The 24,841-nt window shown below is 62.2% G+C and carries 24 protein-coding genes and 1 other RNA gene; 11 read left to right on the forward strand and 14 right to left on the reverse strand.

The features are described from left to right. Positions 1–57: 57 nt before the first annotated feature. A complete protein-coding gene (gene gap / locus ATY75_RS11605; protein ID WP_049734847.1) occupies positions 58–1,068 on the reverse strand; it encodes a type I glyceraldehyde-3-phosphate dehydrogenase in 1,011 nt (336 codons plus the stop codon). An 81-nt stretch (positions 1,069–1,149) separates the two neighbouring features. After that, a complete protein-coding gene (gene tkt, locus ATY75_RS11610) occupies positions 1,150–3,123 on the reverse strand; it encodes a transketolase (RefSeq protein ID WP_088937643.1) in 1,974 nt (657 codons plus the stop codon). A 335-nt stretch (positions 3,124–3,458) separates the two neighbouring features. Between tkt and ATY75_RS11615 the strand changes: the two genes are divergently transcribed. From ATY75_RS11615 to ssrS, 3 genes are all read left to right on the forward strand, one after another. Further along, positions 3,459–3,734 carry a DUF4164 domain-containing protein gene (locus tag ATY75_RS11615; RefSeq protein WP_037094330.1) on the forward strand — a complete coding sequence of 92 codons (276 nt, stop codon included), beginning with the start codon at positions 3,459–3,461 and terminating at the stop codon, positions 3,732–3,734. A 15-nt stretch (positions 3,735–3,749) separates the two neighbouring features. Then, positions 3,750–4,127 (forward strand): cell division protein ZapA, encoded by a 378-nt coding sequence (locus tag ATY75_RS11620; protein WP_049734628.1) that lies wholly within the window; start codon positions 3,750–3,752, stop codon positions 4,125–4,127. A gap of 70 nt (positions 4,128–4,197) precedes the next feature. Next, positions 4,198–4,356: non-coding RNA, 6S RNA (gene ssrS, locus ATY75_RS11625), on the forward strand. A 30-nt stretch (positions 4,357–4,386) separates the two neighbouring features. Here the strand turns inward: ssrS and ATY75_RS11630 are convergent. Both ATY75_RS11630 and ATY75_RS11635 read right to left on the reverse strand, forming a co-directional pair. After that, on the reverse strand, positions 4,387–5,358 hold the full coding sequence (locus tag ATY75_RS11630; protein WP_088937644.1) for an NAD(P)-dependent oxidoreductase: 972 nt from the start codon (positions 5,356–5,358) through the stop codon (positions 4,387–4,389). Between the two features lie 143 nt (positions 5,359–5,501). Further along, a complete protein-coding gene (locus tag ATY75_RS11635; RefSeq protein ID WP_088937645.1) occupies positions 5,502–5,834 on the reverse strand; it encodes a metalloregulator ArsR/SmtB family transcription factor in 333 nt (110 codons plus the stop codon). An 84-nt stretch (positions 5,835–5,918) separates the two neighbouring features. On the opposite strand from ATY75_RS11635, the gene ATY75_RS11640 reads away from it, so the two are divergent. The 5 genes from ATY75_RS11640 to ATY75_RS11660 all read left to right on the forward strand — a co-directional run bounded on the left by ATY75_RS11640 (position 5,919) and on the right by ATY75_RS11660 (position 14,061). Next, the gene (locus ATY75_RS11640) at positions 5,919–6,401 is read left to right on the forward strand and encodes an SRPBCC domain-containing protein (protein WP_088937646.1); all 483 of its coding nucleotides are present in this window, start codon (positions 5,919–5,921) and stop codon (positions 6,399–6,401) included. Positions 6,402–6,533: 132 nt separating this feature from the next. Next, a complete protein-coding gene (gnd, locus tag ATY75_RS11645; protein WP_064840629.1) occupies positions 6,534–7,565 on the forward strand; it encodes a phosphogluconate dehydrogenase (NAD(+)-dependent, decarboxylating) in 1,032 nt (343 codons plus the stop codon). A gap of 170 nt (positions 7,566–7,735) precedes the next feature. Next, the gene (locus ATY75_RS11650) at positions 7,736–9,850 is read left to right on the forward strand and encodes a mechanosensitive ion channel family protein (RefSeq protein WP_088937647.1); all 2,115 of its coding nucleotides are present in this window, start codon (positions 7,736–7,738) and stop codon (positions 9,848–9,850) included. Positions 9,851–10,078: 228 nt separating this feature from the next. Further along, the gene (gene mprF / locus ATY75_RS11655; RefSeq protein ID WP_088937648.1) at positions 10,079–12,682 is read left to right on the forward strand and encodes a bifunctional lysylphosphatidylglycerol flippase/synthetase MprF; all 2,604 of its coding nucleotides are present in this window, start codon (positions 10,079–10,081) and stop codon (positions 12,680–12,682) included. Further along, entirely contained in the window at positions 12,679–14,061 is a 1,383-nt protein-coding gene (locus tag ATY75_RS11660; RefSeq protein ID WP_088937649.1) for an AcvB/VirJ family lysyl-phosphatidylglycerol hydrolase, read from the forward strand. Before mprF ends, ATY75_RS11660 begins: the two co-directional genes overlap by 4 nt. Here ATY75_RS11660 and ATY75_RS11665 read toward each other — a convergent pair. The 8 genes from ATY75_RS11665 to ruvC all read right to left on the reverse strand — a co-directional run bounded on the left by ATY75_RS11665 (position 14,058) and on the right by ruvC (position 19,119). Then, a complete protein-coding gene (locus tag ATY75_RS11665; RefSeq protein WP_088937650.1) occupies positions 14,058–14,621 on the reverse strand; it encodes a DinB family protein in 564 nt (187 codons plus the stop codon). The genes ATY75_RS11660 and ATY75_RS11665 overlap by 4 nt on opposite strands. A 93-nt stretch (positions 14,622–14,714) precedes the next feature. Further along, a complete protein-coding gene (locus ATY75_RS11670; RefSeq protein WP_088937651.1) occupies positions 14,715–15,227 on the reverse strand; it encodes an NUDIX hydrolase in 513 nt (170 codons plus the stop codon). Between the two features lie 6 nt (positions 15,228–15,233). Continuing rightward, a complete protein-coding gene (locus tag ATY75_RS11675; protein ID WP_088937652.1) occupies positions 15,234–16,136 on the reverse strand; it encodes a metallophosphoesterase in 903 nt (300 codons plus the stop codon). Continuing rightward, a complete protein-coding gene (gene ruvB / locus ATY75_RS11680) occupies positions 16,137–17,177 on the reverse strand; it encodes a Holliday junction branch migration DNA helicase RuvB (protein ID WP_037141201.1) in 1,041 nt (346 codons plus the stop codon). An 82-nt stretch (positions 17,178–17,259) separates the two neighbouring features. Next, on the reverse strand, positions 17,260–17,874 hold the full coding sequence (gene ruvA / locus ATY75_RS11685) for a Holliday junction branch migration protein RuvA (RefSeq protein WP_064840621.1): 615 nt from the start codon (positions 17,872–17,874) through the stop codon (positions 17,260–17,262). 13 nt (positions 17,875–17,887) lie between these two features. Next, positions 17,888–18,301 (reverse strand): type II toxin-antitoxin system VapC family toxin, encoded by a 414-nt coding sequence (locus ATY75_RS11690; protein ID WP_088937653.1) that lies wholly within the window; start codon positions 18,299–18,301, stop codon positions 17,888–17,890. Further along, entirely contained in the window at positions 18,301–18,552 is a 252-nt protein-coding gene (locus tag ATY75_RS11695; RefSeq protein ID WP_064840619.1) for an AbrB/MazE/SpoVT family DNA-binding domain-containing protein, read from the reverse strand. Before ATY75_RS11695 ends, ATY75_RS11690 begins: the two co-directional genes overlap by 1 nt. Before the next feature lie 57 nt (positions 18,553–18,609). Next, positions 18,610–19,119 (reverse strand): crossover junction endodeoxyribonuclease RuvC, encoded by a 510-nt coding sequence (ruvC, locus tag ATY75_RS11700; RefSeq protein WP_064840618.1) that lies wholly within the window; start codon positions 19,117–19,119, stop codon positions 18,610–18,612. Between the two features lie 242 nt (positions 19,120–19,361). Here ruvC and ATY75_RS11705 point away from each other — a divergent pair, with 242 nt between their 5' ends. Then, the gene (locus tag ATY75_RS11705) at positions 19,362–21,677 is read left to right on the forward strand and encodes a methyl-accepting chemotaxis protein (RefSeq protein ID WP_088937654.1); all 2,316 of its coding nucleotides are present in this window, start codon (positions 19,362–19,364) and stop codon (positions 21,675–21,677) included. Positions 21,678–21,803: 126 nt separating this feature from the next. Further along, positions 21,804–22,805: an LLM class flavin-dependent oxidoreductase gene (locus tag ATY75_RS11710; RefSeq protein WP_088937655.1), complete on the forward strand. Its 1,002-nt coding sequence runs from the start codon at positions 21,804–21,806 to the stop codon at positions 22,803–22,805. A gap of 76 nt (positions 22,806–22,881) precedes the next feature. Here ATY75_RS11710 and ATY75_RS11715 read toward each other — a convergent pair whose 3' ends face one another. Beyond that, positions 22,882–23,628, reverse strand: coding sequence for a YebC/PmpR family DNA-binding transcriptional regulator (locus ATY75_RS11715; RefSeq protein ID WP_088937656.1), 747 nt, complete (start codon positions 23,626–23,628; stop codon positions 22,882–22,884). Positions 23,629–23,744: 116 nt separating this feature from the next. Then, positions 23,745–24,287, reverse strand: a complete 543-nt coding sequence (locus tag ATY75_RS11720; protein ID WP_245317557.1) for a DUF6636 domain-containing protein — start codon at positions 24,285–24,287, stop codon at positions 23,745–23,747. Positions 24,288–24,315: 28 nt separating this feature from the next. Here ATY75_RS11720 and ATY75_RS11725 point away from each other — a divergent pair, with 28 nt between their 5' ends. Continuing rightward, positions 24,316–24,819, forward strand: coding sequence for a pyridoxamine 5'-phosphate oxidase family protein (locus ATY75_RS11725; protein WP_064840614.1), 504 nt, complete (start codon positions 24,316–24,318; stop codon positions 24,817–24,819). Positions 24,820–24,841 lie beyond the last annotated feature (22 nt).

Genomic DNA, 24,841 nt, shown 5'->3' on the forward strand with positions numbered 1-24,841 from the left:
GCAACAAAAAGCGGCCCGGTTTCCCGGGCCGCCTGCATAATGATGCCTTGCGTGTGCTCAGATGAGCTTGGCGAAAGCGACTGCCGTGTCGGACATGCGGCTGGAGAAGCCCCATTCGTTGTCGTACCAGGACAGGACGCGCACAAAGTTGCCTTCCATGACCTTGGTCTGATCGGTCGCGAAGATCGACGAGTGGCTGTCGTGGTTGAAGTCGCGCGAGACCAGCGGCTCGTCGGTGTAGCCGAGGATGCCCTTCAGCTTGCCGTTGGCAGCAGCCTGGATGGCTTCGTTGATTTCGCCGACGCTGGTCGCCTTCTTAGCGACGAACTTGAAGTCGACGACCGACACGTTCGGGGTCGGAACGCGGATCGAGGTGCCGTCGAGCTTGCCCTTCAGATGCGGCAGAACGAGGCCGACGGCCTTGGCAGCGCCCGTCGAGGTCGGGATCATCGAAAGGGCGGCGGCGCGGGCGCGATACAGGTCCTTGTGCATCGTGTCGAGCGTCGGCTGGTCGCCGGTGTAGGAGTGGATCGTCGTCATGAAGCCGTGGTCGATGCCAACGGCGTCATCGAGGACCTTCACCACCGGCACCAGGCAGTTGGTGGTGCAGGAGGCGTTGGAGATGACCAAGTGCTCCTTGGTGAGCTGGTCATGGTTGACGCCGAAGACGACGGTGAGGTCGGCGCCGTCTGCAGGCGCCGAAACGATGACGCGCTTGGCGCCGGCCGTCAGGTGGGCGGCAGCCTTGTCGCGGGCGGTGAAGATGCCGGTGCATTCCATCGCGATGTCGACGCCGAGTTCGCGATGCGGCAGCGTCGCCGGATCCTTGATCGCGGTGACCTTGATCGGCTTGCCGTTGCCGACGATGATCGTGTCACCCTCGACCTTCACCGTTGCCGGGAAGCGGCCGTGGATCGAGTCGTAGCGCAGCAGGTGGGCGTTGGTTTCGACGGGGCCGAGATCGTTGATGGCGACGACTTCGATGTCGGTGCGGCCGGATTCGACGATAGCGCGCAGGACGTTGCGGCCGATGCGGCCGAAGCCGTTAATGGCAACCTTGACTGTCATGTTCATTCACTCCCGATAGAATAGAGCCCGATAGAGCGGGCCTGGAATTGAGGAGATGGAGAGCGCCTCAAGGCGCTCTCATTAAAGCTTTGCTTCCGCGGCCGCAACGACGGCGTCGGCGGTGATGCCGAAATGCTTGTAAACATCCTTCACCGGGCCGGAAGCGCCGAAGCCCTTCATGCCGATGAAAGTGCCTTCCGGTCCGATGAAGGCATCCCAGCCTTCGCGGACGGCGGCTTCGACGGCGATCTTGACCGGCGAGTTGCCAAGCACTTCCTTGCGATAGGCGTCCGGCTGCTCGAAGAACAGTTCCGTGCAGGGAACCGACACGACGCGCACCGTGACACCCTTGGCTTCAAGGGCTGCGCGGGCGGCAACGGCGATTTCGACTTCCGAGCCGGAGGCGAAGATCGTCACCTTGGCGTCGGCATTGCCGGCCAGTGTATAAGCGCCCTGCTCGCAGAGATTCTTTTCGCTATATTCGGTGCGGACCGGGCTGAGGTTCTGACGTGTCAGAGCAAGGCCGGACGGACGGTTGTGGGTCTTGACGGCGATCTGCCAGCATTCCGCCGTTTCCGTGGCGTCGGCCGGACGGAAGACCATCAGGTTCGGGATGGCGCGCAGGCCGGCGAGCTGCTCGACCGGCTGGTGCGTCGGGCCGTCTTCGCCGACGCCGATCGAGTCATGCGTCAGGACGTGGATGACGCGGATGCCCATCAGCGCAGCGAGGCGGATCGGCGGGCGGCAGTAATCCGAGAAGATCAGGAAGCCGCCGCTGTAGGGAATAAGGCCGCCATGCAGCGCAATGCCGTTCATGGCCGAGGCCATGCCGTGCTCGCGGATGCCCCAATGCATGTACCGGCCGGCGAAATCCGTCGGCGTGATCGAGTGCATCTGGCTGGTCTTGGTGTTGTTCGACGGCGTCAGGTCGGCCGAGCCGCCGAGCGTTTCCGGCAGGAAGCCGTTGATGACCTCGAGCGCGTCTTCCGAAGCCTTGCGGGTGGCAACGGTCGGCTTGGTCTCGGCGAGCTTCTTCTTGTAGGTGCTGATTGCGGCATCGAAGCCTTCCGGCAGCTCGCCTGCCATGCGGCGGGTAAATTCAGCCCTGGCCGGAGCCTTGGCCACACCCTGCTCCCAGGCGTTGACGAGATCGGCGGAACGGGCGCCGGCGGCGCGCCAGCTGTCCAGGACGTCCGACGGGACGACGAAAGCTTCGGATTCCCAGTTCAGCGCCTTGCGGGTGGCGGCGATTTCCTCGGCGCCGAGCGGGTTGCCGTGGACCTTATGGGTGCCCTGCTTGTTCGGGGCGCCGAAGCCGATGATCGTCTTGCAGGCGATGAAGGTCGGCCGGTCGGATTTGTGGGCGGCTTCGATCGCGGCGGCGATGGCTGCCTGATCGTGACCGTCGATCTCGATCGTGTTCCAGTGAACGGCCTTGAAACGGGCGATCTGATCGGTGGAATCCGACAGAGACACGGCGCCGTCGATGGTGATCGAGTTGTTGTCCCAGAACAGAACGAGCTTGTTGAGCTTCAGGTGGCCGGCGAGTGCGATGGCTTCGTGGCTGATGCCCTCCATCAGGCAGCCGTCGCCGCAGATCGCATAGGTATAGTGATCCTGAAGATCGGAGCCGAATTCCTCACGCAGCTTGCGTTCGGCAATCGCCATGCCGACGGAATTGGCAATGCCCTGGCCGAGCGGGCCGGTCGTCGTTTCGATGCCGGTGGCGTGACCATATTCCGGATGGCCGGCGGTCTTCGAGCCGAGCTGGCGGAACTGCTTCAGATCCTCGATCGTCATGTCGGGATAGCCGGTCAGATACAGCAGCGAATAAAGCAGCATCGAGCCGTGGCCGGCCGAGAGCACGAAGCGATCGCGGTTCGGCCAATGCGGCCTCTTCGGATCGAACTTCAGATATTTGGTGAACAGGACCGTTGCCACATCGGCCATGCCCATCGGCATGCCCGGGTGGCCGGAGTTCGCCTTTTCGACGGCGTCCATGGCGAGGAAACGGATCGCATTCGCCATCCGGTCGTGTTGTTCGGGAGAGGTCATGGCTTTTCCGCAAGTTCCGGGTGTCGGGGGGATGGCCTCGAGCCTCCAAGACCATCGAGTGAAAGCGGCAGACACATAGCAGTTGGCGCTGGCAAGTCAATAAATGGGGCGCCAAATCCGGGCAGGCCGCCGCGATTTTTGACATTTGATCGCATGGTTGTACAAAAGACAAATCTTGCTGGGCGAGGACATCTAAAACGCTCATCCACAGGATAGGCCGGTGGGCAAGTGACAGGATTTATTGACGGGCCGTCGGCGAGCTGCATATCCTTTTTGAAATCGCAGGATCGGCGCGGCGTGCCGATTCGCGGATCCTGCGCGGGAATCGGGAAGGCATGATGCCCACAGGCAAAACCATGGAAGCAGCGCTCAACGAATTGAGGCAGGCGATTTCGAGCCTCGAAAACGCCGTCGACATGCGTGTCGAGCGTGAGCGCGAGCAGGGCGAGATCGAGGGCGAGGTGCGGCGCGTGCACGCCGACCGCTCCCGGCTGGCGCAGGAGCTCGATCAGGCCGAATTCCGCGCCAACCGGCTTGAAGAAGTCAACCGCGAGGTGTCGCGGCGGCTGGTAACGGCTATGGAAACGATCCGCGCGGTTCTGGATCGCTGACAGAAAGAGTTTGGCATGGCGCAGGTAACAGTAACGATCGACGGCAAGGCCTATCGCATGGCCTGCGAGGAAGGGCAGGAGGATCACCTGACCGATCTCGCCACCCGTTTCGACCGCTATGTCGGCCATCTCAAGGGGCAGTTCGGGGAAATCGGCGATCTCAGGATCACTGTTATGGCCGGGATCATGATCATGGATGAGATCGCCGAGCTGACGCGCCGCGTCGCCGGGCTGGAATCCGAACTCGAGTCCCTGCGCGGCAACCGCGACACCGTGCTTGCAGCCACCGCCCGAACCGAGGAAAATCTCGCGGCGGCGCTCAGTGAGGTTTCAAGCCGCATTCGCGGCATCACCGACAAGCTGAATGGCCGGCCCGCCCCCGACCTCAATTGATCTTCAATTAAATAAGAACGAGCTGCCGCCGCCACTGGCGCGTCAGCGCAAACGACCTTATATATCGCGATGCGGTCTGCGCCTCTCGACAGGAACCACAATCCCTGGGGCCATACTCGATCCAAAGGGAGCTGTCCCTGGCCAGGCCCGTGGGCCTGGACACACGGCGCCCACCTACGTTTGTAGGCACCCAGGATCGTAAACATCCATCGGTGGTCGTGGATCGCGCCTTTTCCTTTCCTCTTCGGAAGACGCCGGACTAATCGACCGGATAAGGCCCTTCGTCGTGATAGCCTTTCGAGCCGACGTCCAGTGCCAGCGGACTTCGCCATTCCCTGTCGTCGCCGAGGCAATCGAGCACGAAGCGGAAATCATATCGCGGCTGCCAGCCGAGTTCCTGCCGGGCGCGGGCGTTGACATAGACGCGGTCGAGCGTCGGAAACATCTTCCAGCCGCGTGATGCATAGAGGGCGCCCGCACCCGGGAACAGACGTTCGACGGCGGCGGGCGCATCGCGCCTTATCTCGGCGAGATCGTTCGCCGAAAACGGCGTCGTGGCGGAGACGATATAGCGGCCGAAGCCGATTGACGGCGCCTTGTCGAGCGCCAGCAGATGGGCGCAGACCACATCCGCGATATCGACGCGGCGGTGCAGAAGTTCGTTGGCCTGTGCATTCTCCGCCGAATAGCCGCCGCGAATGTCAGGATTGTCGTCGCTTTCGGGAAAGAAGCGCGATGTCCTCAGAATAACGACCGGCAGGCCGGAGCTGCGGGCGAAGAGTTCGCACAGGCCTTCGGCGGCGAGTTTCGTTACGCCGTAGATGTTTCTGGCGACCGGGAGCACGTCCTCGGTCACCCATGCCGCCGGTGCGCCAGCCGCCGGGGTCAACGCCGCGCCGAAGGCGCTGGTGGTGCTGGTGAAGACGAAGCTCGCAACCTTGGCGGTGACCGCCTCTTCGAGCAGGTTCAGCGTACCGCCGGCATTGGTGTCGAGGAAATCGCGATTGCGGTGGGTTGCCACATGCGGCTTGTGCAGTGTGGCGGCATGGACGACGTGGCGGATGCCCGACATCGCCTGCCGGAGGAAAGCGCGGTCAGCGATCGAGCCGACCATGTCGGTGAAGGCCGAGGGTTTGATGTCGATGCCGCGCGCCGACCGGCCTTGCGCTCTCAAGCTGCGCATCAGCGCCTCGCCGAGGTGGCCGGCGCTTCCCGTCACCATTATCGTCATCGCACCGCCTCCGGAATGTTTGGAGCCGGAGGCTATGAAGGCCGGGCTTTCCAGGCAACGCATAAATTATGCACGAGGGTGCAGGAAAGCTGCAGGCTCGGTCGATGGCGTGGCGGCGGCCGGGAGGTCTGACCGTCCGGTCCTTATTCCGGCGGGCCTTCGAGATCGCTTTTCAACCGGTCGAGGATCGATAGAGCGTGCCCGGCATAGGCGCTGATCCAGCGGTCATGGATGTGCTTGATCGGCAGGCTGTTCAGGTGGTTCCAGCGTTCGCGGCCCTCTTTCCTGGCGATGACCAGGTCGGCTTCCTCCAGCACCTTCAGATGCTGCATCACGGTGCAGCGGTCCATCTGCGGAAACATCTCGCAAAGCGTTCCCGTGGTGCGGGGGGCATCCTTGAGCAGGTCGAGGATTTCACGGCGGCGGTGATGCGCCAGCGCCTTGAAAACGGGATCGTCGGTCGATTCGCTTGACATGTTATGTTTTTATAACATAATGGCGCCGAGTACAATGGAACAAGTACAATGGAAACAGGCACAATGGAGAAAAGGAGAAAGAGCATGTCTCTCGGAATCCGCGTTTCCGGCCGGATCGGCCGCCCCGTCGCCGAGGTGTTCGACGCCGTCGTCAACCCGAAGAAGCTCAGCAGCTATTTCACCACGATCGGCGGGGCGAGCGCGCCGCTCGTCAAGGGCAAGACGGTGACCTGGTGGAAGGACGCCCAAGTGGAGGTGGTCGAACTCGTGCCGGAAAGCCGCATCGTGCTCAGCTGGGACGGCGGCACCGGCGACGACAAGACGACCTACAAGACGTCGGTGGAGATGAATTTCAAGCCGCTGGAGGATGGCGGCACCTTGGTAACCATCGCCGAGACCGGCTGGCGCGAGGACGAGGCCGGCCGGCGCGGCACCTACCTCAACTGCGAAGGCTGGACGCAGATGCTCTGCTGCATGAAGGCTTTCGTCGAATACGGCATCAATCTGCGCGAGGGCATGTTCCTCAGCGAAATGAAGGGGGAGCCGGCCAGCGCGCCGGATGCCTGACCATCGGTCTCGATGCGATCGGCGGCGCAATCGTCGCATTCGCCATTGGAGTCGAGACTTCTCTTGCCTGTCACACTGCCGGTGCTAATTTCCGGATTCGATACTTCATCTCGATTTCCAGGAGATTTCATTATGCAGCTTGGCATGATTGGTTTGGGCCGCATGGGCAATTACATGGTCCAGCGGTTGATGCGGGGCGGTCACGAATGCGTCGTCTACGACGCCAGGCCGGAAAGCGTTGCCGAACTCGCAGGCCTCGGTGCGACCGGTAGTGCTTCGCTCGAAGAGTTCGTCTTGAAGCTCACGCATCCGCGGGCGATCTGGCTGATGCTGCCGGCGGCGATCGTCGACAAGGTGCTGGCGAGCCTTTTGCCGCTGCTTGAGAACGGCGATATCGTCATCGATGGCGGCAACTCCTATTACCACGACGATATCCGCCGCGGCGCCGAGCTCATCACCAAGGGGATCCATTATGTCGACGTCGGCACCAGCGGCGGCGTCTTCGGCCTCGAACGCGGCTATTGCCTGATGATCGGCGGCGAGAAGAGCATCGTCCAGCACCTTTCGCCGATCTTCGCGACGCTCGCGCCCGGCGCCGGCAAGACGGAAGCCTCGCCGAACCGCAGCGCCGAGGCGGCTGCGGCGAGCACCGCCGAGCAGGGTTACCTGCATTGCGGCCCGCATGGCGCCGGCCATTTCGTCAAGATGGTGCATAACGGCATCGAATACGGCCTGATGGCCGCCTATGCCGAAGGCATCAACATCCTGAAACACGCCAATATCGGCGCCGCCTCGCATGAGGCCGACGCGGAAACCGCGCCGCTCGCCCACCCGGAACATTTCCAATACGACTTCAATCTGCAGGACGTCGCCGAAGTCTGGCGCCGCGGCAGCGTCATCACCTCCTGGCTGCTCGATCTCACCGCCGATGCGCTGCATGCCGATCCGGCGCTGTCGAAATATGCCGGCCGCGTCTCCGACAGCGGCGAAGGCCGCTGGACGATCATGGCGGCAATCGACGAAAGCGTGCCGACGCCAGTGCTGAGTGCGGCGCTCTACGGCCGCTTCTCCTCGCGCGACAACGACGAATTCGCCAACAAGGTGCTGTCGGCAATGCGGGCGGGTTTCGGCGGCCACGTGGAAAAGCCGGCTCCGAAATCCTGAAGGCCGGAGGCTTTCGGCGCCTTCTGACAAGGAGGCGCCTCAGCCTTTCCTAGCCATCGGTATGGTTTCCCTACGGCTTGCTGGCGGCAGTGCTCGCGAGTATCCATTGCTGAAAAGGGAAATGCCGGGGCTGCTTCGTCCAAGCGGCCGGCATTCCATTGGAGGCGGTCATGGCGCGTGGCAGGGCAGGGGGCTTGAAGGCCGCCATATCGGGTGTGCTGGCATTCATTGCGCTTTTGGGGGCGGTTTCACCAGGCCTTGCCCAGACACCACCCACGCAAACGCCAGCCGCGTCGACCCCGCCGGCCCAGGTGCGTGAGATGATGCAGCTCATGCAGACGCCCGAGGTCAAGCAGTGGATGTCGACGCAGATGGCGGCGACGCCTGCGTCCGATACGGCGGCCGAGAACCAGATGTCGGTGCTGTCAGGACTGCTGCAACATGCCCGCCGACATGTCTCGATGATCTCCGATGCAGCAATGGTGCTGCCATCGCAGGTCGGCAACGCTTCCTCGCTGTTCTTCGGCGAAATCGCCGCGAACGGCTGGCCGCGCATGACAGCACAGTTCCTGGCCATCTTCCTGCTCGGCGCGATCGTCGAAAGCATTGCCCGTTATGCCTTCCGCCGCCGCCGTCGTCGCCTGGCCGAGATGGCCGGCATGCATCTGGCGCCGCGCGTCATCCCGGCGCTGATCTTCGCAGCGGCAACGATGCTTGCGCTTCTCAGCCTCGGCTGGCCACCGCTCAGCCAGAGCATCGCGATCGTCTGCGTCGTCGCGCTCATCGTCCAACGCTTCACGATCTGCCTCGGCGGTGTGCTGGTCGATCTCATCGGACTGGCGCGGACCGAGGAAGAACGGCAGGGCATCACCGCTCTGACCATGCCGGGGCGTGACGTCGCATTGTTCTGGTACCGGCGTTGCGCGACCTTCGTCATTTATTTCATGCTCGGCTGGGCGGTGATCCAGTCGATGGAACCACTCGGCTATTCCCCCAGCGCGCGGCTCCTCGTCGGCTACGTCCTCGGCATCGGCCTGCTCCTGATCGCGATCGAAGCGGTCTGGTCGCGGCCGCATAAGGACGAGAAACGCGGTCACGGGATCTCCTGGGCGCTCACCGTCTATTTCCTGCTGCTCTGGAGCCTCTGGGTCGCAGGCTTCAACTGGTTGCTCTGGCTCGGCATCTATGTGCTGCTGCTGCCGCGCGTGCTTGCCGTCTCGACGATTGCGGTGAAATCGCTGCGGCAGACCGAGGCGAGCTTCCTGGCGACGCGCCGCATAGCCGCCGTGCTGCTCGACCGTGGCGTGCGGGCGCTGATCATTGCTGTTGCCGCCATCTGGCTCGGGCACATGCTCGGCGTCGGCGCCGATACGATGGCGGCGGGCGACACCATGGTCGACAAGATCGCGCGCGGCGTCATCGGCGGCATCGTCATCCTGCTTGCCGCCGACCTGCTCTGGCATGTCATCAAGGCCTATATCGACGGCAAGCTGCTCGATTCATCCGTGGATGGCGGGGCAACGGATGAGGAGAAGGCCAAACGCGCACGGATACAGACGCTGTTGCCGATCTTCCGCAATATCCTTGCCGTCGTCATCGCCGTCCTTGCTGTCTTGATGGTGCTTTCCGGCCTTGGCATCGAGATCGGGCCGCTGATCGCCGGCGCCGGCGTTGTCGGTGTGGCGGTCGGCTTCGGTGCGCAGACGATCGTCAAGGATGTGATCAGCGGCATGTTCTATCTCTGGGACGATGCCTTCCGCATCGGCGAATATATCGAAAGCGGCAGCCACAAGGGCGTGGTCGAAGCCTTCAGCCTGCGCTCGGTGAAGCTCAGGCATCATCGCGGGCCGCTGACGACGGTGCCGTTCGGCGAACTCGGCGCGGTGAAGAACCTCAACCGCGATTGGACGATCGACAAGATCAGCCTCAACGTCAAATACGATACCGATCTGGTCAAAGCAAAGAAGGTGATCAAGCAGATCGGCCAGACACTGCTCGAAAATCCGGAATTCGGCCCTCATATCATCGAGACGCTGAAGATGAAGGGTGTCGAGCAGTTCGGCGAATTCGCAATCGAAATCCGGCTGTCGATGATGACGAAGCCCGGCGAGCAATTCGTCATCCGCCGCAATGCGCTGGCGATGATCCGCAATGCCTTCAGGGAAAACGGCATCGAATTTGCCGTGCCGACAGTGCAGGTGGCGGGTGATCGCAACGCGGAGGTGGATGCTGCCGTTGCGCGCTACGCCGCCCATGCGCGGGCGAATGGCGAGCCGGCGGCATGAAGCGCGCTTGCAAATCCCCTCCGTGGCGGGGCAAGTCCCTTCATAAGCTTACGAAAATGCAATGCGGCGTTATGTCCGCCTGCGCAAATTCGCCCCAATTGAGGGTAATGGAGGCCCAGGCGGCGGGGCTGGGTAACGGTGGCATGGCTTCATGGAGCTTATATGCCTCTCATGTTACGTCTTTCAAAAATGATTCCCGCCGAGCTGGCAATTGCAGCAGGATAAGACATGTCGGGTCACGACAATTTGAAAGAGATGGAAGACGCGGACGGATTTTCTTTTCGCGGTTTATTCAGACGTTACAGAACACCGCTGACGGCAGCGGCGACACTCGTGGTCTTCTGCCTCGTCGGCTATGCTATCATGCAGCTGACCAACGAGGTGCGCTATGACGACGTCGTTGACGCGCTGGCGGCAACCAGGCCGAGCGCCATCCTGCTTGCGCTGGTCTTCACCGCACTCAGTTTCCTCTCGCTGGTCTTCTACGATCTCAATGCGATCGACTATATCGGCAAGAAGCTGCCCTTTCCGCATGTGGCGCTGACGGCGTTCAGTGCCTATGCGGTCGGCAATACCGCCGGTTTCGGGGCACTGTCAGGCGGCGCGATCCGCTATCGCGCCTATACGCGTCTAGGGCTGTCGCCTGAAGATATCGGCCGGATCATCGCCTTCGTCACGCTCTCCTTCGGTCTGGGGCTTGCGGGCGTCGGGGCGATCGCCCTCATCATCATCGCCGACGAGATCGGCCCGCTGGTCGGCGTCAGCGCCTTGCTGCTGCGGTTGATCGCCGGTTCGATCGTCGCCATTCTGGGTGCGGTGATGATCATCGGCCGCGACGGGCGCGTGCTCGATCTCGGCCCAGTCGCGATCCGCCTGCCGGATTCGCGTACCTGGTCGCGGCAGTTCCTCGTTACCGCCTTCGATATCGCCGCCTCGGCGTCCGTGCTTTACATGCTGCTGCCGCAGACGGCCATCGGCTGGCCGGTCTTCCTCGCCGTCTATGCGATCGCCGTCGGTCTCGGCGTGCTCAGCCACGTTCCGGCTGGGCTCGGCGTGTTCGAGACAGTGATCATCGCCTCTCTCGGCAGCGCCGTGAACATCGATGCCGTGCTCGGATCGTTGGTGCTCTACCGGCTGATCTATCATGTGCTGCCGCTGCTGATCGCCGTGCTCGCGGTCTCGGCGACGGAGCTGCGTCGGTTCGTCGATCATCCTGCCGCCTCCAGCGTCCGGCGCATCGGCGGGAGACTGATGCCGCAACTGCTGTCGGCCTTGGCGCTACTGCTCGGCGTCATGCTGATCTTTTCGAGCGTCACGCCGACACCGGACCAGAACCTCGAATTCCTCTCAAACTATCTGCCGCTGCCGATGGTGGAAGGGGCGCATTTCCTGTCCAGCCTATTGGGGCTCGCGCTCGTCGTCGCTGCGCGCGGCCTCGGCCAGCGGCTCGATGGCGCCTGGTGGGTGGCGGTATTCTCGGCCCTTGCCGCACTGACTTTGTCACTCCTGAAAGCGATCGCGCTCGTCGAAGCCGCGTTTCTCGCCTTCCTCATCTTCGGGCTCTTCGTCAGCCGGCGGCTCTTTACCCGCCATGCCTCGCTGCTCAATCAGGCGCTGACGGCATCCTGGCTGATGGCGATTGCGGTCATCGTCGTCGGCGCCGTCGTCATCCTGCTCTTCGTCTATCGCGATGTCGAATACAGCAACCAGCTCTGGTGGCAGTTCGAATTCACCGCCGAAGCGCCGCGGGGCTTACGCGCCGTGCTCGGCATCACCATCATCTCGTCGGCGATCGCCGTCTTCAGCCTGCTTCGGCCGGCGGCCTTCCGGCCGGAACCGGCGACTGAGGAGGCGCTGGTGCGCGCCGTCGAAATCGTCGGCAGGCAGGGCAATGCCGACGCCAATCTGGTGCGCATGGGCGACAAGAGCATCATGTTCTCGGAAAAGGGTGACGCCTTCATCATGTATGGCCGGCAGGGCCGGTCCTGGATCGCGCTGTTCGACCCGGTCGGCGAACATCGCGCCGTGCAGGAGCTCGTCTGGCGTTTCGTCGAAGCGGCGCGTGCCGCCGGCTGCCGCGCCGTGTTCTATCAGATCTCGCCGTCGCTGCTTTCCCATTGCGCAGACGCTGGCCTTCGCGCCTTCAAGCTCGGCGAACTGGCAGTGACCGATCTTCGAACCTTCGAGATGAAGGGCGGCAAATGGGCGAACCTTCGCCAGACCGCAAGCCGCGCCCAGCGCGACGGGCTGGAATTTGCCGTCGTCGAACCCGAGGACGTGCCCTCGGTGATCGATGACCTCTCGGCCGTCTCCACGGCCTGGCTCGAACATCACAACGCCAAGGAAAAGGGCTTTTCGCTGGGCGCCTTCGATCCCGGCTACGTCGCTTCCCAGCCGGTCGGCATTTTGAAAAAAGACGGCAGGATCGTCGCTTTCGCCAATATCCTCGTCACCGAATCCAGGCAGGAAGGCACGATCGATCTCATGCGCTTCTCGCCGGATGCGCCGAAAGGCTCGATGGACTTTCTCTTCGTGCAGATCATGGAATATCTGCGCGGCCAGGGTTTTACCCACTTCAATCTCGGCATGGCGCCTCTCTCCGGCATGTCGAAACGCGAGGCGGCGCCCGTCTGGGACCGCATCGGCAGCACCGTCTTCGAACACGGCGAGCGCTTCTACAACTTCAAAGGCCTTCGGGCATTCAAATCAAAGTTTCATCCGCACTGGCAACCGCGCTATCTTGCGGTCTCCGGAGGGGGCAATCCGATGATCGCGTTGATGGACGCGACATTTCTGATCGGGGGCGGATTGAAAGGGGTAGTGAGAAAATGATCAGGACAATCCTTCTTGCCACGGCATGCGCCTGCATGCTCGCGGCCGCACCGGTTCATGCCGCCGAGGAAACCACGCAGAGCTTCGAAACCGGCCTTATCCCGTCGCCGCACATCTTCCTGCCGGAAGGAGAGGTCAAGGGCACGGTGATGCTGATCTCGGATGCCGCCGGCTGGGGCGACTATGAGAAGGGGGAGGCCGACAGGCTGGTCTCCGAAGGCGCCGTCGTCATCGGCGTCGACTTTCCCTCCTATATCCAGGCGCTCAGCCGATACGATGTCAGCCTCAACGACGGCTGCGTCTACATGGTTTCGGACATCGAGTCGCTCAGCCAGCAGGTGCAGCGTGCGACCGGCAACAACGCCTATCACCTGCCAATCGTCGCCGGCATCGGCGAGGGCGGGGCCCTGGCACTGGCGATTGCGGCGCAAACGCCGGATGCGACGATCGGCCAGACGCTTGCCGTCGATCCGAAGGCCGGCATTCCGCTGACCAAGGAACTTTGCACGCCGGCATCGAAGAAGGCAGTTGGCGACCGCATGGTCTACGGGCTCAGCGACGGCGCGTTGCCGGACCCCGTCATATCGGTCTTCACGCCCAATGCCGATAAAGATGGCAGGACGCATGCCGAAGCGCTGAAGAAAGTCCATTCCACAATCGAAATCCGCGAGTCAACCGACGATGCGCAGATGGTGTTTGCCGATACGCTCGACGACCTCGTCACTGCCTCCGGCGCCTTCGGCAATCCGCTCGGCCTGCCGCTGGCGATCCTCGAGGCGACGCCTGCTCTCGATACGATGGCGGTGATCTATTCCGGCGACGGCGGCTGGCGCGACATCGACAAGGAAGTCGGCGGCACCCTGCAGAAGGAAGGCATTCCGGTCGTCGGCGTCGATTCGCTTCACTATTTCTGGTCGGAGCGCAAGCCGGAGGAGACCGCTGCCGATCTTTCGAAGATCATCGATTTCTACCGCAAGCAGTGGAAGGTAAAGCATGTGCTGCTCGTCGGTTATTCCTTCGGCGCCGACGTCGTGCCCGCCACCTATCAGCTCCTCAAACCAGCCGAGAAGTCGGCGGTGGCGCAATTGTCGCTGCTGTCGCTCTCCCACCAGGTCGATTACGTCATCTCCGTTCTCGGCTGGCTCGGCCAGAAAACGGAAGGGGCTGGAGGCGATCCCGTCGCCGATCTGAAGAATATCGATCCGAAGCTGGTGCAATGCATCTACGGCAAGGACGACGATGATGATGTCGCTTGCCCGGCGGTGAAGGAGAGCGGCGCGGAAGTCGTCGAACTGCCCGGCGACCATCACTTCGACGAGAATTACGATCTTCTCACCAAGACGATCATCGACGGACTGAAAAAACGGCTGCAGAATTAAAGCATCAGCGTTTCTTCACTCCAGCCGAGTCCAGCGAGTTCGCGCCCGCGAAATTTCGCATCGTCGGCGACGATGAATTCGTCGAGCTGCGGCGGAGCGACGCTGGTGCTGGAGAGCATCGCATGCACCTGGCCGCGATGATGGGTCTGGTGCTGGAAGAGGTGGGCGAGTACGTCGTCCATCCGCTCCTCCTGGATGCGGTCTCCGCGATGGAGGCGGACAGTTGACGTGAGCTTCTCCGGCGTCAGGGTCTCGCAAAGCGTCGTCAGCCGCTGGTCGACCTTCGCCTGCGCTTGCGCCAGCGATGTGATGTCGTCGAAGGGTTCGTCGACCTCGAAGGCCTGGTAGCCGAGCGTGCCGCCTTCCAGTCCGTCGACATAGAACCAGTCGACCGTGATGATGTGGTTCAAGGTTTCCTTGATCGAGGGGAAAAAGCTCGTGCGTGGTGCTTCGAATTCGCCGGGCTTCAATGCCGTGCAGGCCTGAAGCAGACGGTGGTTGGCGAGAGCGTTGTTATAGGCGAGCTTGCGAAATGATCTGATGGGATCGTAGGTCGGCATCGGCGCATCTCCTCTTTGAGCGCTTTTGGCCGCAGCGCCGCGCGCCTTTTGAGGCGCGCAAGGGAACGCTGTAACCACTTTGAATTGCCTGCATCAGTTCTTCTGATCGAGATTGCCGTCGCGCCAGACGAGATGACGGGGTGCTACTGGCAGGTTCTCGATTTCATCGGCGATGAAATAGGGCGGGATGTCGAGCTCGGTCAGGGCCTGGCGCGTCGCAAGCACCCATTTGAATTCGAGATGGTTGTCGCCGTCTTCGACGCGGTGAATGATTTCGCCCGGCCTAAAGGGGAATTCCAGGGGGATGTCCATCAGGTAATAGAGGCCGAGTTCATGCCAGTCGCGCTCCTCGTAGCGGAAGAAATTCTCGACGACCCAGAGCAGGCGGGAGACGGTGACTTCGAGGCCGAGTTCTTCCACCATCTCCCGTTTCAGCGTTTCCTCCGACGTCTCGCCGATCTCCGCCCTGCCGCCCGGAAAGGTCCAGAAGGGCTCGTGCACGGCGCGATGAACGAGCACGTGGCCATCGCGAAAGCCCAGGCCGGCGATGCGATAATTGAAACGCTCAGCGCCCGCAGTCAGGCGGATGAGGGTGCGCTTGCTCATGTCATTCTATCCGAGATCGATCACGACGACTTCCGGCGGCACGCCGAAGCGCACCGGCGCAATGGAGCAGCCGAGACCGCCGGAGACGATGATATTACGGCGCTCCTCGACAATATGGCCGTAGGCGTAGCGATTGCCGTAACGCGAGGGGACGATCGGCGAACGGCCGAGGAAGCGGATCTGCCCGCCATGGGTGTGGCCCGACAGCGTCAGCGAGACCCGCTCGGGCACGCGCGGAAAGATATCGGGCTCATGGGCGAGCAGGATGACGGGCGCATCGTCGGTCACCTGCGCCATCGTGCCCTCGAGGTCGTCGAGGCCGAGCATGCGCGTGCGGCCCCATTTCCTGCCGGGCAGCAGCGCCAGCTGGTCTTCGAGGCCCGCGAGCCAGAAGCCGCGGCCGTCCTTTTCGAGCCGAACGGCGCGGTTGCCGTAGACCGGGATGCCGACATCGGCAAGCGCCCGGTGCCCGAATGTTTCCATGCCGCCGTTCTTCTGGGCGGTCCTGTCCTCCCACCAGTCGTGGTTGCCCATGATCGCATGGACGCCGAGAGGCGCCTGCAGGGTGGAGAGCGCCTTCGACCATTGGCTCGAATGGACGTATTGGGTCACCATGTTCATGCCCGAGGCATAGTCGCCGAGCAGGACGGTGACATCGCCTTCGAGTTCATTGGCCCTGCGGCAGATCGCGGTAATGCGGCTTGCCGACATCCAGGGTTCGCAGGCATGGATATCGGCGAGCGCGACGACGCGGAGTTTCAGCCCCGGCGTCCATCCGGGCGGCGTCAGCCGGTAGCGGGCGATGCCAAGCCTCGCCAGCGGTTCATAGGCGAAGGCGTAACCGCCGAGCGACATGACGCCTGCGATACCGCCGCCAAGAACCTTGAAAAATCCGCGGCGGGTGATCACTCAGTCGTCCTCCTGGAACAGCCGGAACTGCGCAGCCTCCATTTCCTTGGGCGGTTGCATTCCGAGATGTTTCCACGCGATTGCGGTCAGAACACGGCCGCGCGGCGTGCGCTGAATGAAACCCTGCTGGATCATATAAGGCTCGATGATGTCCTCGATCGCGTCGCGCGGCTCGGAAAGACCGGCGGCGATGGTTTCGATACCGACCGGGCCGCCGCCGAAATTGACGGCGATCATGTTGAGGTAGCGTTTGTCGAGCTGATCGAAGCCGACATTGTCGACGAGCAAGCGAGTCAGCGCCTCGTCGGCGATCTCGCGGGTGACGGCCTCGGCCCTTGCCACCTCGGCGAAGTCGCGCACGCGCCGCAGCAGGCGGCCGGCGATGCGCGGGGTGCCGCGGGCGCGTCTGGCGATCTCGCGGGCGCCCTCTTCGGTCATCGGCAGGTTCATCAGCCGCGCGCCGCGGCGCACGATCAGTTCCAGCTCCTCGACGGTATAGAAGCTCAGGCGCACCGGTATGCCGAAGCGGTCGCGCAGCGGCGTTGTCAGCAGGCCGAGACGGGTGGTGGCCGCCACCAGGGTGAATTTCGACAGGTCGATTTTGACCGAGCGCGCGGCGGGGCCTTCGCCGATGATAAGGTCGAGCTGGAAATCCTCCATCGCCGGATAAAGGATTTCCTCGACGGCCGGATTGAGTCGATGGATCTCGTCGATGAAGAGCACGTCGCGTTCTTCGAGATTGGTCAGCAGGGCGGCGAGATCGCCGGCCTTGGCGATGACAGGACCGGATGTCGAGCGGAAGTTGACGCCGAGCTCCTTCGCCATGATCTGCGCCAGCGTCGTCTTGCCGAGACCGGGCGGGCCGACGAATAGCACATGGTCCAGCGCCTCGCCGCGGTTCTTCGCCGCCTCGATGAAGACCTTGAGATTGGCGCGCGCTTCCGCCTGGCCGGTGAACTCGTCCAGCGATTGCGGGCGCAGGGTGATGTCGAGATCTTCGCCCCGCTTTTCCGGCGATATCAGGCGGGCGGGTTCGCTCATGCTCTCATTCCGTTCCGAAAACTCTCACACCAATACACCAAAAAACGGTCGCCTCGATATTCAACCGTCGTTTTTCCCGGCTTCACCGCGCCAACTCCTTCAATCCCAGCCTGATCAGCTTGGCGCTGTCGGCGCCATCGCCCGCCGTCTTCATGGCTGCGGCAACCGCATTGGCCGCCTGGTCTCTGCTATAGCCGAGATTGGTCAGCGCGGAGACTGCATCGGCCACCGGTGCGGCCGCGACACCTTCGCCGAGTTCCTGCTTGAGGCCGATATTGATCGCCTCCCCGGCAAAGGCCGGCGCCCGGTTCTTGAGCTCGGTCACGAGACGCATCGCCACTTTCGGGCCGACGCCCGGCGCGCGAGAAACGGCGGCGCGGTCCTGCAGAGCGATCGCATTGGCGAGTTCGCCCGGCGTCAAGGTCGAGAGCACGGCAAGCGCGACCTTGGCGCCGACCCCCTGAACGCTCTGGAGCAGGTTGAACCATTCCCGCTCCAATGCGGTCATAAAGCCGAAGAGCTTCAACTGATCCTCGCGCACATAGGTCTCGATGAACAGCACGCAGGCCTCGCCGGCCGAGCCGAGCTTGGACAGGGTACGGGCCGAGCAGTGGGCGACGTAGCAGACGCCGTGTACATCGACGAGCACATAGTCTTCGCCGATCTCGTCTATGGTGCCTTTCAGCTTGCCAATCATGGGGCGCGGTCTCTCAAGGGTGCGTTTCGGGCGTGATAAGTTCAACGGAGGGGAAATACGATCGGTATCCGCCGGGGTCGCGGGTCAAAATCTTGTAGCCCCTAATCGCCGCATGGGCGCCGATGAGGAAGTCTGGCAATATCCGTTCGCGTCCTCCGCCGGCGCGACGGTAAAGCCGGGAGGCTTGAGCCGCGGCGAAGACAGCCGGCCAAGGCAGGTTCTCGCGGCGGAATTCATCCTGCGGAAGCAGTTGGTCGACTTCGTCCATATCATCGTAGCGAACGGAAAATTCGGAATAGATGATCGGATTTATGAGGACCGGGCCATCTCTAAAGACGTCGAGCATTTTCCGACGCGACCAACCGTGCCAGTACGAACCGGTCACAGCCAGGTCGACGAGTATGCTTGTATCGACAAGCGTTGCCATCAGCGATCACGGGTCATCGACATGAGGTCTTCGGCATTGATCGCCTGATCGCCGGTTCCTTCCAGACGGCGGATCGTCTGCAGGAAACGGTCGAGCCGCCCCCGATCCTCGATCTCCTGCTTGCCGTTCTTCGGCGAGAGAACCAGCTTGCCGTTCTCGATCGAGAAGATGACCTCGCTGTTGGGCTCGATGCCCGCAAGTTCTCTGAGATCGCGAGGAATGGTCACCTGGCCTTTGGACGTGACGCGCATCTTGCTGCTCCTTCGAAGTAAGAATTATCCTTACTATCGGAACAAGTCAAGAACAGATTAGCCGGCCAGTGCTTGCCGCATCCGGTTGCTCCCGCGGTTGTGGGCATGGCAGATGGCGATCGCCAGGGCGTCGGCGGCATCGTCGCCCTTGAATTCGACTTTCGGCATCAGGATCTTCAACATCATGTGAATCTGATGTTTTTCACCATGGCCGACGCCGATGACCGCCTTCTTGACGGCATTCGGGGCGTATTCTGAGACGTGCAGCCCGGCGCGCGCCGGCACCAGCATGGCGATGCCGCGGGCTTGGCCAAGCTTCAGGGTCGCCACCGCATCCTTATTGACGAAGGTCTGTTCGACGGCGGCTTCATCCGGCTTGTAAGTATGGACGACCTCCGCCAGGCCGTCATGCAGCTGGCAGAGGCGGGAGGCGAGATCCATGTCGCCATCGGAGGTCACGGTTCCGGAGGCCACAAACCGCAGGGAATTGCCCAGCGTGTCGATGATTCCCCAGCCGGTGCGACGAAGGCCGGGATCGATGCCGATGATGCGAATCGTATTTTGCATGGTTCAACCTATAGCGACTGCGAAATAACTGCCATCGATATGTGAACAAAACAAAAACATTCTCGGATTTAAGACCCTCCATTTACCGCGAATTAAAACAGATGCTTGAATTCTAGTGTCAAATACGAAGGGGGTCTCGTGTCGCAAGGAGATAAGCCCCCCGATGTTCTGTTCAAAGATCGGTCGATCAGGCATGCGCTGCGTGCCCACGCCGGCAGGTGCGTCAGAGGGGTTCGTCGTACATGGCTCAGAGATTTCAGTCCCTGTCCTTCAAGGTCATTGCCACATTCATTCTGCTGACTGTGCTGTCGATTGCCGTGATCGACGTACTTGCCTATTTCGCCAGCAGCCGGATCTCCGACGAGCAGGCGCTGAAGGCCAAGGAGAGCGTGCTGATCTTTCGCGGCGACATGCTGCAGGACCAGCTGACGCAGCTCGAGAACCAGGCGAATTCCATCGCGCGCATCGAAGCGCTGCAGATGTCGATCACCAGCCTGAAGAGCGGCTGGAAGACGATCGAGAAGACCTCGGGCGACGCCCGCGCCGAATTGAAGAAGGTTTTTATTGCGGGCAATCCCAACCCGGCTGACCAGCGCGAGAAGCTGATGAAGCCGGAAGGGCCGAGCGGCTTTTATTATTCGAACCACGAGAAGACGCAGGGCGAAGTCGCCCGCGATCTGGAGGATACCGCCTTCAGCGACCTGCTGATCGCCGATCTCGACGGCACCGTGCTTTATTCCTACAAGAAGCAGGACGACTTCGCCGAGAACCTGAAGTCGGACGCCTGGAAGGCAACCGGCGCCGGCATCGCCTTCGGCAAGGCAATCGAGAATACCGCCAAGGCGACCGACGACGCCGCGCCGACAGGTTTTTCCGGCCTTCGCGTCGATGCCGCCAGCGGCAAATCGACAATCTTCTATGCCGTGCCGATCGTCAAGCTCGGGGCGGCCAAGGGCATCTTCCTCTTCAAGGTGCGCGACGACATCGTCACCAGCATCCTTGGCAAGGGCATCGTCCAGGACAGCACGGCGCGGGCGGCGATCGTTTCCGGTGACGGCTCGGCAGTCGGCCTCGACCCGAGCGGCAAGCTCGCGACGCTCGATGCGACCCCTTTCACCTTCATCAAGGACGCGCTTGCCAGTTCGGCGATGACGGTTGCCGATTTCGACAGGGCGGACGGGCCGGCCCGCGCCTATGTCCGCGGCATCGACTACCGCGGCGACCGCTTCCTCGTTGTCGAAAGCGTGCTCTTGAGTGAACTCAATGCCGGCTCGATCGAGATCGCCACGCTGCTGACGATGATCGGCATCGGCGTGCTCGTCGTCATGGCGGTGGCCACCGGCCTCGTCACCAATTTCCTGTTTTCGCCGCTTGCGCGGCTTGCCGGCGTCACCCGCGATGTTGCGGACGGTAAGCTCGATAGCGAGATCGGCAGCCTCAACCGCAAGGACGAGATCGGCACGATGGCGAACGCGCTTGCCCGTTTCCGCCAGTCGCTGATCGAAAGCCGCGAACTCGAAGCTGCCAGCGAAGAAACGCGCCTGCAGGCCGAACAAGACCGCCAGCAGAATCTGGCCGAGCGCGAAGCCGAGGCCAAGACGCTGCAGCAGGTGGTCGGAGCGATCGATGAGGGCCTGCACCATCTGGCGGCCGGCGATCTCGCCTACCAGATCGACACCCGTTTCCCGAACGAGCTCGAAAGCCTGCGCGTCAATTTCAACGAGGCGCTTGCGACGCTGAGTGAAACCATGACGGCAATCGGCGGCAACTCGATGGCGGTGCGCGCCGGCTCCGAGGAGATGCGCACCGGCGCCGACGAGCTTGCCGGCCGCACCGAGCGCCAGGCCGGCTCGATCACCGAGACGGCGAATGCGATCAGCGCCATCACCCAGTCCGTCCGCCAGCAGATCGAACGGGCCGAACAGGCCGAGCGCATCGCCCGCGACGCCAAGAAAGAGACGACCGGCTCCGGCCAGATCATGCGCGAGACGATCGCGGCGATGGAGGCAATCCAGACCTCCTCGCGCCAGATCAACACGATCATCTCGGTCATCGACGACATCGCCTTCCAGACCAACCTCCTGGCGCTCAATGCCGGCGTCGAGGCGGCGCGCGCCGGTGAATCGGGCAAGGGCTTCGCCGTTGTCGCCATGGAAGTGCGCGAACTGGCCCAGCGCTCGTCGAGTGCAGCAAAGGAGATCTCCAGCCTGCTGCAGAAATCGACGCATGAGGTCGAAAGCGGCGTGTCGCTTGTGGAAAAAGCGGGCGTTGCGCTGACCGGCATCGGTGCCCGTGTCGAGGCGATCAACGCACAGATCAACGACATCATGGGTGCGACGCGCGAGGAAGCCAATACGCTGCGGGAGATCAACAGCGCTGTCGCCGAACTCGACGCGATGACGCAGCAGAACGCCTCGATGGTCGAGGAGACCACGGCTGCGATCCACCGGCTGGCGACGGAGGCACTGGAAATGGACCGCCAGCTCGGCAATTTCACGCTGCCGCCTGACCACCACACGCCGAGCGCCGAGGTGCATGTGCTCCGCCGCCATCGGTAGTCACCATTTCCAGTATTGCAAAAAAGGGTCGCGCTCGCGCGGCCCTTTTGATTGCGCGCATGGTTTGGAATGGCGCGGGCGCGAACCTACATAGGCTGCATCCTTCACTTGCCCGGCAGGTTTCCCATGGTTCCCTTCTCCATACTCGACCTTTCCCCCGTTGCCGATGGCAGCACCGTCAGCCAGTCTCTCGAGAGCTCGGCGCGGATGGCTCGCAAGGCCGAGGAATTCGGCTACAAGCGCTTCTGGCTCGCCGAGCATCACGGCATGCCGGGGATCGCCAGTGCGGCCACCGCTGTCGTCATCGGTCATGTCGGGGCGGCGACGAAGAGTATCCGCATCGGCTCCGGCGGCGTCATGCTGCCCAATCATTCGCCGCTCGTCATCGCCGAGCAGTTCGGCACGCTGGAAGCGCTCTTTCCGGGCCGCGTCGATCTCGGCCTCGGGCGCGCGCCGGGGACGGATATGCGCACGGCACAGGCGCTACGGCGCAATCTCGAGGCCGGCGCCAATAGCTTTCCGAACGACGTGGTCGAACTGCAGCAGTTGCTCGGCACGCCGGTCGACAACCAGGCGATCCTCGCGGTTCCCGGCAATGGCTCACACATCCCGATCTGGCTGCTCGGCTCAAGCCTCTACAGCGCCCAACTAGCCGCCATGCTCGGGCTTCCCTATGCCTTCGCCTCGCATTTCGCGCCCGACATGCTGCTCGATGCGATTGCGATCTACCGCGACCGCTTCCAGCCCTCGGCAACACTCGATAAGCCCTATGTGATGGTCGGCGTCATGGGCGCGGTGGCGGCGACGGACGAGGAGGCACGCTACCATTTCACCTCGGCCGAGCAGCAATTCGTCAACCTGCGCCGCAATGTCCGCGGCCCGTTCCCGCGCCCGGTGGCCGATATGGAAAATTTCTGGTCGCCGATGGAGAAGATGAACGTCGAGCATACGCTGCGCTACGCAGTGGTCGGGTCGCCGAAGACGGCGGAGGCGAAACTAACGGAGTTTCTCAAGGAAACGCAGGCCGACGAGGTGATCATCTCGATGCCGATCCACGATATCGAAACCCGGCTGAGATCGGTGGAATTGTTTGCCGGCTTGGGAAATTTCACGCGCGCCGCGGCATAGGCTCGCAAAGGCACAGCTCGGCATAAAAAACCCGGCGTCACGGCCGGGTTTTCCATGAATAATCGATTGAGGAGAATCAGGCCGAGAGCTTTGCCAGAACTTCTTCCGAGACCTCGAAGTTGGAATAGACGTTCTGCACGTCGTCATCGTCTTCCAGGCTGTCGATGAGCTTCATCAGCGACTGGGCTTTTTCCTCGTCCACCGGCACATTGTTCTGGGCGCGCCAGACGGCCTTGACGGTTTCGGCTTCGCCGAGGTTTGCTTCCAGCGCTTTCGCCACTTCGCCGAGGGCTTCGAAACCGCAGGTGATGTAGTGGCCTTCGTCGTCGGTCTCGACATCGTCGGCGCCGGCTTCGATTGCGGCTTCCATCATCTTGTCGGCATCGCCGACGGAAAGCTTGTAGGTGATTTCGCCGACATGGTCGAAGGAGAAGGAGACCGAACCGGTTTCGCCAAGCGCTCCGCCGGCCTTGGTGAAGATCGAGCGGACATTGGAGGCGGTGCGGTTGCGGTTGTCGGTCAGGGCTTCGACGATGATCGCCGTGCCGCCTGGGCCGTAACCCTCGTAGCGGACTTCATCGTAGTTTTCGCCGTCGGCGCCGGCTGCCTTCTTGATGGCGCGGTCGATATTGTCCTTCGGCATGGACTGGGCCTTGGCGTTCTGGATCGCCAGGCGAAGACGGGCGTTCATCATCGGGTCGGGCAGGCCGGCCTTGGCGGCTACGGTGATTTCGCGCGCAAGCTTGGAGAACATTTTCGACCGCACGGCATCCTGACGGCCCTTGCGGTGCATGATGTTTTTAAACTGTGAATGGCCAGCCATGGCACCCCTGTTCACGTCTCATTGTTCGGAATGGGCCGCCTTATAAGAGCGAAACGGCACCCGTTCAAGGAAAAAGCGGTGGATTTGCCGTACGATGCGCACACCCGTCGCCCGTCTCAGTCAACCGTCAATCGCTTGCGGCTGGCCAAGAAACCATGTCCGTCCCGGCGTTGGCAACGCAGCCCCTCCGTGTCGGAGGTGCAGGAATAGGGTCCGCCCCTCCAGCTATCGCCATAGTCGAGAATATGGTCATCGCTGCAGCAGGCGGTATCGCCTTCCATCTCGAAGATAAAGGCCTTGCCGCTTGCCGACAGGATAAGGCGGACGTAGAGCGGCTCTTTGCGTTCGCAGGCAAGCTCCGGACCGCCGTCTTCGGGAACATACATTTCAACGCCGCCCTTTGGCGTATAGACGCAGCCGATATTCCTTGTTGGGGTGACGAAGACGACTTGGCCATTCTCGTCGGGCTTGAAGGTCTTTTCTGCCGCAAGGACTGTTGGCGTAAAAGCTGCGCAAAAAACCAAAGCCAGAATCGAATATTTTGTTCGCATGGTGATCTTTTCTCGTTCGGGCGCACTATCGCATATTCCCGCACGCTGAAAAGACCGCGTCGTCCCGCTGCCTCTGCGGGGAACAAAGGCGAGGGGATGACGTTTCAAGAACTCCATTCAACGGAAAGGAACGGTCATGGCAAGTCTCAGCGATGCGCAGGAGCAGCCAGCACGTCAGCTCTGGGATCAGGTCAACGATGTTCATGCCGGCATGCTCGGAATTTCCGGGCTGGATATGCACATGCAACCCATGGCGCCGCATGCCGATCCCACCACCAACACGATCTGGTTCTACACCAAGACCGATGCCGACATCGTGCGCGCCATCAAGCCAGGCAGCCGCGCGCATTTCTGCGTCATCGGCAAGGATCACGACTATCATGCCTGCCTAGCCGGTGTGATCGACGTGCGTCCCGACCCTGCCAAGATCGAGGAATATTGGAGTTCGATCGTCGCGGCCTGGTATGACGGCGGCAAGAAGGACCCCAGGCTCACCATGTTGTCCCTGCATGTCGACGATGCCGCGATCTGGGTTTCCACAGGCAGCACGCTGAAGTTCGGCTGGGAGATCGCCAAGGCCAATCTCGACGACGACAAGACGCCTGACATCGGCATCAGGCGCCATCTGCAGTTCGCTTGATTGCACTGGCCCGGATGCTTCC

Origin of the sequence: Rhizobium sp. N122 (assembly GCF_002211295.1) — a bacterium.
Taxonomy (GTDB): Bacteria; Pseudomonadota; Alphaproteobacteria; order Rhizobiales; family Rhizobiaceae; genus Rhizobium.